This is a genomic window from Actinophytocola sp. (genome assembly GCF_049647105.1).
Lineage (GTDB): Bacteria > Actinomycetota > Actinomycetes > Mycobacteriales > Pseudonocardiaceae > Actinophytocola.
Genome location: NZ_JBARWZ010000238.1, coordinates 1 through 8141, shown reverse-complemented (window position 1 = coordinate 8141; position 8141 = coordinate 1). Strand labels below are relative to the sequence as shown.

The 8141-nt window shown below is 70.9% G+C and carries 6 protein-coding genes; 2 read left to right on the top strand and 4 right to left on the bottom strand.

Going from position 1 to position 8141, the window contains the following annotated elements; translation table 11 throughout:
- Nucleotides 1-125: 125 nt before the first annotated feature.
- From WBA97_RS28425 to WBA97_RS28410, 4 genes are read right to left on the bottom strand one after another with little or no spacing between them, the layout of a single operon-like run.
- Nucleotides 126-2480 (bottom strand): glycoside hydrolase family 65 protein, encoded by a 2355-nt coding sequence (locus tag WBA97_RS28425; protein WP_424234016.1) that lies wholly within the window; start codon nucleotides 2478-2480, stop codon nucleotides 126-128.
- Nucleotides 2480-3205: an HAD family hydrolase gene (locus WBA97_RS28420; protein WP_424234015.1), complete on the bottom strand. Its 726-nt coding sequence runs from the start codon at nucleotides 3203-3205 to the stop codon at nucleotides 2480-2482. Before WBA97_RS28420 ends, WBA97_RS28425 begins: the two co-directional genes overlap by 1 nt.
- 26 nt (nucleotides 3206-3231) lie before the next feature.
- Entirely contained in the window at nucleotides 3232-3678 is a 447-nt protein-coding gene (locus WBA97_RS28415) for a GNAT family N-acetyltransferase (RefSeq protein WP_424234014.1), read from the bottom strand.
- Between the two features lie 26 nt (nucleotides 3679-3704).
- On the bottom strand, nucleotides 3705-4433 hold the full coding sequence (locus WBA97_RS28410) for a PaaX family transcriptional regulator C-terminal domain-containing protein (RefSeq protein WP_424234013.1): 729 nt from the start codon (nucleotides 4431-4433) through the stop codon (nucleotides 3705-3707).
- 25 nt (nucleotides 4434-4458) lie between these two features.
- On the opposite strand from WBA97_RS28410, the gene WBA97_RS28405 reads away from it, so the two are divergent.
- Together WBA97_RS28405 and WBA97_RS28400 are read left to right on the top strand one after the other, a co-directional pair.
- Nucleotides 4459-6072, top strand: coding sequence for an acyl-CoA dehydrogenase family protein (locus WBA97_RS28405; protein WP_424234012.1), 1614 nt, complete (start codon nucleotides 4459-4461; stop codon nucleotides 6070-6072).
- A 174-nt stretch (nucleotides 6073-6246) separates the two neighbouring features.
- Nucleotides 6247-7626 carry a dihydrolipoyl dehydrogenase family protein gene (locus WBA97_RS28400; RefSeq protein ID WP_424234011.1) on the top strand — a complete coding sequence of 460 codons (1380 nt, stop codon included), beginning with the start codon at nucleotides 6247-6249 and terminating at the stop codon, nucleotides 7624-7626.
- The last annotated feature ends 515 nt before the right edge of the window (nucleotides 7627-8141 follow it).

The following is an 8141-nucleotide window of genomic DNA, read 5'->3' as shown; positions in this document are numbered from 1 at the left end:
ACTCACGATCCGAGGGTGCGCTGGGTCGGGACGAACACTTTTGATGCCGGGGAGGCGGACTAGGGACGGCACCCAGCCGCCAACCACTCACGATCCGAGGGTGCGCTGGGTCGGGACGAACACTTTTAATTCCGGGGAGGCGGAACAGCGCGCTTGCGGGGCGCGCGACCATGCGGCTGGCTCGGTGCTTTTCTCGAGGAGAGCGCCGGGATGGGCCGTCGCTCAACGGCGCCGAGCACCAGTGGTACCCCCTCGCCATGGTGCCCGACCGTCAGCGACGGCCCTTCCAGCAATTCGTACGACGCGCTGTCCTGGCCGATCTCCACCGCGAACCGGCTCTCCCGGTAGGTGAGCCGGAAGGCGAGCCTGGTCAGCGCCCCCGGTAGCCGGGGCGAGAACGCGAGCGAGCGGTCATGGTCGCGCATGCCGCCGAACCCGGCGACCGCGACCGTCCACGCGCCGGCGAGCGACGCGATGTGCAGACCGTTGCGCACGTTCTCGTGCAGGTCGTGCAGGTCGGTCAGCGCGGCTTCGGCGAAGTAGTCGTACGCGAGGTCGAGGTAGCCGACCTCCGCCGCCATCACCGCCTGCACGCACGCCGACAACGACGAGTCGCGCACGGTCAGCGCTTCGTAGTAGTCGACGTTGCGGACCTTCTGCTCGTGCGTGAAGTGGTCGCCGCGGGTGTACATGGCCATGACCAGGTCGGCCTGCTTGACGACCTGCTTGCGGTACAGGTCGAAGTAGGGGTAGTGCAGCAGCAGTGGATAGTGGTCCGCCGGTGTGCTGTCGAAGTCCCACCGCGCGTGCTCGGTGAACCGCTCGGACTGCGGGTGCACGCCGAGCATCTCGTCGTAGGGCACCACCATCTTGGCGGCCGCCTCGCGCCACGCGGTCGTCTCGGCCACGGTGACCCCGAGCCGTTCCGCCGCCAAGGGCTGCCGCTCGCACACCGCGACCGCCTCACGGAGGTTTCGTTGCGCCATCAAGTTGGTGTACACGTTGTTATCGACCACCGCGGAGTACTCGTCCGGTCCGGTGACACCGTCGATGCGGAACCCGCCGTGCAGATCGTGGTGACCGAGCGAGCACCACAGCCGCGCGGTCTCCACCAGGATCTCGGTGCCGTGGTCGCGTTCGAAGTCCACGTCCTCGGTGGCGGCGAGGTACCGGACGGTGGCGTCCGCGACGTCGGCCGACACGTGGAACGCCGCGGTGCCAGCGGGCCAGTACGCCGAGCACTCGGCGCCGTCGATCGTCCGCCACGGGAACGCGGCGCCGCGCAGGCCGAGCGCGTCCGCGCGCTCGCGGGCCTTGTCGAGGGTCGAGTGCCGCCACCGCAGCGCGTCGCGAGCGGCCTCCGGCACGGTGTAGGTGAGCACCGGGAGCACGAAGGTCTCGCTGTCCCAGAAGGAATGCCCGTCGTACCCGGGGCCGGTGAGGCCCTTGGCGGGGATCGCGCGCAGCTCACCGCGGGCACCGGCCTGCAGTATGTGGAACAGCGCGAACCGCACCGCCTGCTGCAGTTCGGGGTCGCCCTCGATCTCGACGTCCGAGGTGGCCCAGAAGTCGTCGAGGTAGGCGCGCTGCTCGGCGAGCAGCCCTTCCCAGCCGGTCTGGCGGGCGCCGGACAGCGCGGCGTCGACCTGCGCTCGCAGCGCGGGCGCGGACCGGCGGGCCGACCAGCCGTAGGCGATGTACTTGGTGACCCGCAGCCGCGAGCCCTCAGGCACGTCGACCGCGGCGGTCAGGCGGGCGAGGTCCCCCTCGGCGTGGATGTCGCAGCGCAGGCCGTCGTCGGTGTCCAGTTCGTGGTCCATGGCGGCGGCCACCCGCAGCCCGGACTTGCGGGTGTGGTGCACGAGCACGGCGTGACAGTCCTGCGCGAACGCGTCCTCCGCGACCAGTGGCGTGTTGAGCATCGCGGACACGCGCGGGTCCTTGGACGCGGACTCGATCGGCTCGTTCGCCAGCAGGTCGGACTGGACGACGAGCTGCAGGTTGCCGTCGAGCGGCTCGACCTCGTAGTGGATCGCGGCGACCGCGCGCTGGGTGAACGACACCAGCCGCTCGGTGCGCACCCGGACCCGTCTGCCGGTCGGCGACTCCCACAGGGTGTCGCGGCGCAGTGTGCCGGTCCGGAAGTCGAGGACGCGGTGGTGCTCGACCGCGCGGCCGTACCGCATGTCGAGCGGCTCGTCCTGCACCAGTAGCCGGATGATCTTGCCGTCGGTGACGTTGACGACCGTCTGGCCGTCCTCCGGATAGCCGTAACCCGCTTCGGCGTAGGGGAGGGCGTGCTGTTCGTAGAAGCCGTTCAGGTACGTGCCGGGGAGGTTGGCCGGCTCGCCCTCCTCGAGCGAGCCGCGCATGCCGATGTGCCCGTTGGACAACGCGAAGACCGACTCGGTGCGGCCGAGCGCATCGAGGTTGAGGGTGTTCCAGCGCAGCTGCCACGGATCGACCTGGAAACCGGGCATCACGCGTTGTCCGCCAGTAGGTCGGCGAGGTCCGTGACGACGACGTCCGCGCCGTGGGCACGCAGCTCGTCGGCCTGCCCGGCCCGGTCGACGCCGACGACGTACCCGAAGTGACCGGCCCTGCCCGCCTGCACGCCGGACAGCGCGTCCTCGAAGACGGCCGCGTTCGCCGGTGCCGTGCCGAGCGCCTCCGCACCGGCGAGGAACGAGTCCGGCGCCGGTTTGCCGCGAAGCTTCCGCTCCGCGAGCACCACGCCGTCGACGCGGGCCTCGACGTACTTCGCCAGGTCGGCGGCGTCGAGCACGGCCTCGCCGTTGGCCGACGACGTCACGACCGCGATCCGCAGCCCGGCCTTCTTCGCGGCGTCGAGGAACCGCACCGAACCGGGGTAGGGGCTGACGCCCCGCTCGGCGATGATCTCCTGCACCCGCACGTTCTTGCGGTTGCCGACACCCTGGATCGTGTCGTCCGACGGCTCCGCGTCCGCCGGCCCATCGGGCAGCTCGATGCCGCGGGAGGTCAGGAACGCGCGCACCCCGTCGAAACGCGGCCGTCCGTCGACGTGGTTGTTGTAGTCGGCCTCGGTGAACGGAGGCAGCCCGCGCTGTGACAGCAACGGGTCGAAGGTCTCCTTCCACGCCGCGCGATGCAGCGCGGCGGTGCCGGTGAGGACACCGTCGAGGTCGAACAGGCATGCGGTGATGTGGTCTGGCAAGCCGATCACGATGTGCACGCTACCCAACCGGGGAGTCAGCCGCCGAACGTCGCGAAGGTGAGTCGCGGCAGCTCCCGCCCCAGGATCGAACCGGACGGGGTACTGCCGACCCTGGTGGCTCCCATGGCGAGGTAGAACCCTTCCGCGAACGGGTCGGAGTCGATGGAGAGCGTGCGGATCCCCAGCTCGCGTGCCACGCCGACGGCGTGGGTCCACAGCGCGCGCCCGACCCCGCGCCCGATGTGCGCCGGCTCGACGAACAACTGCCCAAGCTCGGCGCCGTCGATGGTGTAGTGCCCGGCGACGGCGCCGTCCACCTCGGCCACGGTCACGTGCCGGGTGGCCATCTCGCCGCGCCGGATGGTCAGCTCGTGCTTGCAGGCCGCGAGGAACGAGTCGTTGTAGCCCCAGTGCGCCTTTGACCGCAGCGCGAGGGCGCTGAGCAGGGCGGCTTCTTCTGGCCGGGCAGGTCGCAGCTCCATGTCACCCACCATACGAAACCACGCTCCTATTCAACGCCGATGTGCTTTCTCAGCGTGGACACGAAGTGCTTGTCGAACTCCTCGTACCGGGTGCGGAGGCGGGCGCCAGGCCAGTCGTCCGGGAGCAGCTCCGGCGGGAGGAGCGGATCGGCCAGGAAGTGGCGCAGTACCGCCGCCGCCAGGATGAACGTCGACGCTAGGTCCGTGGCCTCGTCCAGCGCCTCCGCCAGTTCGCCTGCCCTGGCCGCCCAGCCAGGCAGGTCCCACAGGGTGCCGGTCAGGTCGGCCTCCGGGCGGCCGGTCAGGAACGTGCACTGCTCCACCACGGGTGCTGGCCGCTCCCGCACCAGGTTGGCGGGCCGCAGCCACGTGCCGGCACGCAGTTCCGCCAGCCGCAGTTCGGTCATCGCGGTGCGGAGGGCGGTGCGTTCGGAGGGGGAGCGGCGGGCCGTGGTGACCACCGCGATCTCCCACTCGCCGGTCCACGGGATCGTCGACGGGGAACGGCTCTGGTCCTGCCGTGCCTGGCGGTCGCGCAGGCGGCGGGTCAGCTGGTAGTCGCCGTTGACCTGGGTCAGGTCGCCCGCCGCGACCATCCGGGACAGCGCGACCCGGATCGTGCCCTCCACGATGCCGAACAGCTCGCCGACCCGCACGAGGCTCCGTGCGGGCAGCCGAGGGGGATGGGCGCCCAGCAACGTGCTCAGCACCGCCGACCTGGCCGTCAGTGGGCGCATTACGCTCTGGTGTCGCATGTCGAAGAAATGTAACATCACCACCATGCCGGCAACACATGTGGTCACGAACCAGGTCCCGCCGCTCGTCGGGCACGACGTCGCCGCCGACGCGGCGCTCATCGAGGGTCTGCACCGGCACGGGGCGGGCTGGGCCGAGGACGAGCTGCACGAGCTTGGCAGGCTCGCGGGCAGTGAGCAGGCGCAGGAACAGGGGCGGCTCGCCAACGCCTACCCGCCGGTCCTGCGCACGCACGACCGCTACGGCAACCGGATCGACGAGGTCGAGTACCACCCGGTCTACCACGACCTGATGACGGTCGCGGTCGAGCACGGCCTGCACGCCGCGCCGTGGCGGGACGACCGGCCGGGCGCGCACACCGCCCGCGCCGCCCGCTTCTACACGTGGGCGCAGGTCGAGTCGGGCCACGGCTGCCCGATCTCCATGACCTACGCGGTGATCCCGGCGCTGCGGCACAACCCTTCGCTGGCGGACCGGTACGAGCCGCTGCTCGCGGCGACCGTCTACGACCCTGGCCTGCGCGTCCCGGACACCAAGCGCGGCCTCACCGCGGGCATGTCGATGACCGAGAAGCAGGGCGGTTCGGACGTCCGCGCCAACACCACGCAGGCGCGGCCGCGGCCCGACGGCAGCTACCTGCTGACCGGCCACAAGTGGTTCACGTCGGCGCCCATGTGCGACCTGTTCCTCGTGCTCGCGCAGGCGCCGGGCGGCCTGTCGTGCTTCCTGCTGCCACGCGTCCTGCCCGACGGCACCCGCAACCGCATGCACCTGCAGCGCCTCAAGGACAAGCTGGGCAACAAGTCCAACGCGTCGTCCGAGGTGGAGTACGACGACGCGGTCGCGTGGCTGGTCGGCGACGAGGGGCAGGGCGTCGCCACGATCATCCAGATGGTCAACATGACCAGGCTCGACTGCGTCATCGGCGGTGCCGCGGGCATGCGGCTCGGCGTCGTGGCCGCGGTCCACCACGCCACGCACCGGCAGGCGTTCGGCGCGCACCTCGTCGACCAGCCGCTGATGGCGAACGTGCTCGCCGACCTCGCGGTCGAGTCCGAGGCCGCCACCACGCTCGCGATGCGGCTGGCGGGCGCGACCGACCGCGCGCTGGCCGGTGACGAGTCAGAGGCCGCGTTCCGCAGGCTGGGGCTCGCGGTCAGCAAGTACTGGGTGACCAAGCGGGCGTCCGCGCACGCGTCCGAGGCACTGGAATGCTTCGGTGGCAACGGTTACGTCGAGGAGTCGGGCATGCCGCGGCTCTACCGGGACGCGCCGCTCAACTCCATCTGGGAGGGGTCGGGCAACGTGGCGGCACTGGACGTGTTGCGTGCCATGGCATCCGGGGGTGCCGACGCGTTACTCGCCGAGGTGGACGCGGCCGAGGGCGCCGACGCACGTCTCGACTCGGCGGTCGCCGACCTCCGCAAACGTCTGGCGGCCGGCCAGGACCAGGCCACCGCGCGCAGGCTGGTGGAACGGATGGCGTTGACGCTCCAGGGATCACTGCTGGTCCGCTACGGACACCCCGCGGTCGCGGACGCGTTCTGCGCGTCCCGTTTGGACGGTGACTGGGGCGTCGCGTTCGGCACGCTCCCGTCCGGTGTGGACACCAGGGCGATCGTCGCCCGCGTGGGGTGAGCCCCGGCAGGTCCGCCGGTCGCCGTTGACCGTTCCTCCGCGAGCCACCCCGTGCCCGACGGCCCCGGGGACCGGACTCCCGTGTCAAGTCGGGACCCGACTAGCCGGACCACCCCCGGATGCGGCATCGTCAACGCCGCGCGAGGACCAACCGAGCCGTGGGAGTGATGGTTCATGCCGGGTGCCGAGGTCGATGTGGTCGTGGTCGGGATGGGGCCTGGCGGGGAGGATGTCGGCGCGCGCCTCGCGCGAGGCGGGCTCGACGTCGTCGGGGTGGACGGGCGGCTGGTCGGCGGCGAGTGCCCGTACTACGCGTGCATCCCGACGAAGATGATGATCCGCGCGACCGACGCGCTCGGTGAGGCGCGCCGCGTGCCGGTACTGGCCGGCGCCGCCGACGTCACGCAGGACTGGGCGCCCGTGGCACGCCGGATCCGCGAGGAGGCCACCGACAACTGGGACGACCGCGTCGCCGTCGAGCGGTTCGAGAACGCGGGCGGCACGTTCGTGCGCGGCTGGGGTCGCATCACCGCGCCCCGCGAGGTCACCGTCACCACTCCCGACGGGACCGAGCGGGTGTTCACCGCCCGGCGTGGCGTCGTCCTCAACACCGGCACCGACCCGGCCGTGCCCGCGATCGACGGGCTCGCCGAGACGCCGTACTGGACCAACCGCGACGCCGTCGCCGTCGAGGAGGTGCCCGGTTCGCTGGTGGTGCTTGGCGGCGGCCCGGTCGGGTGCGAGCTCGCGCAGGTGTTCTCCCGCTTCGGCGCCAAGGTGACGATCGTCCAGCACGCCGACCGGCTGGTCCCTGCCGACGAGCCGGAGGCGGGGGAGCTGCTCGAGAAGTCGTTCGCCGACGAGGGCATCACGGTCCGGACCGGTCTGTCCGCCGCGCGGGTCAGCTACGAGTCCGGGCAGTTCCAGGTGAAGCTCGACAACGGCGAGGTCGTCAACGCCGAGCGCATGCTGGTCGCCGCGGGCCGCAAGTCCGACATGATGGCACTCGGCATCGGTGCCGCCGGTCTCGACGACAGTGCCCGCGGTGTCACCGTCGACGAGCGGATGCGTGCCGCCGACGGCCTGTGGGCGATCGGCGACATCACCGGGCACGGCGCGTTCACGCACATGTCGATGTACCAGGCGAGGATCGCCGCCGCCGACATCCTCGGCGAGGACGACGCCGAGATCGCCGACTACCGTGCCACCCCGCGCGTCACGTTCACCGACCCGGAGATCGGCTCGGTCGGCCTGTCCGAGGCCGCCGCCCGCGACAAGGGCCTGACCGTACGGGTCGGCGTGTCCGAGCTGCCTTACTCGTCGCGCGGGTTCATCCACAAGGTCGGCAACAACGGGTTCATCAAGGTCGTCGAGGACGCGGACCGCGGTGTGCTTGTCGGTGCGACGGCCGCGGGCCCGAACGGTGGCGAGGTGCTCGGCGCACTGGTCGTCGCGGTGCACGCCGAGGTGCCGGTGAAGCTGCTGCGCCAGATGATCTACGCCTACCCGACCTTCCACCGCGCCATCGAAGACGCGATCACCAAACTCGCCTGACCCCGCGAGTCCAACCGGCACGACTCGCGAGTTCAACCGGCACGACCCGCGAGTTCGGCCTGGCCAACCCCGCACCCGCAGGGTGCGATCCCAGTGCCCCGAAAGACGCTTTCGGGACGTTGAGCCTGGTTGTGTTTGCCTCCGGCGGCTCCTCGCCGGAGGGGCAGGTCTCCAGGATGGTCTGGGGTTTCGAGGGTTTCTTGCGTTGGGTTCGGGTCTGCCTGCCATCCCGTCGACCTCACTTCGTGCTATCACACCGTGTCAAGGGGGCGGTTCCAGCTTTTGGCGCCGGTTGGGTGGTTGGTGCCCCCTTGACACGGTGTGATCGGGCGTTGCCAGGTCGACGGGATGGCAGGGAGCCCCTTGGTGGCGGGCTTACGCCCTTTCGGGCGCCCTTCGGGACGCACCCTGCGGGTGCTATGCCCCGAAAGACGCTTTCGGGGCATAGTTGGCGCCACGAAAGCCGCCTTTGGGACGCTCAACGCCCTGAAAGCGCCTTTCGGGACATCGCAACC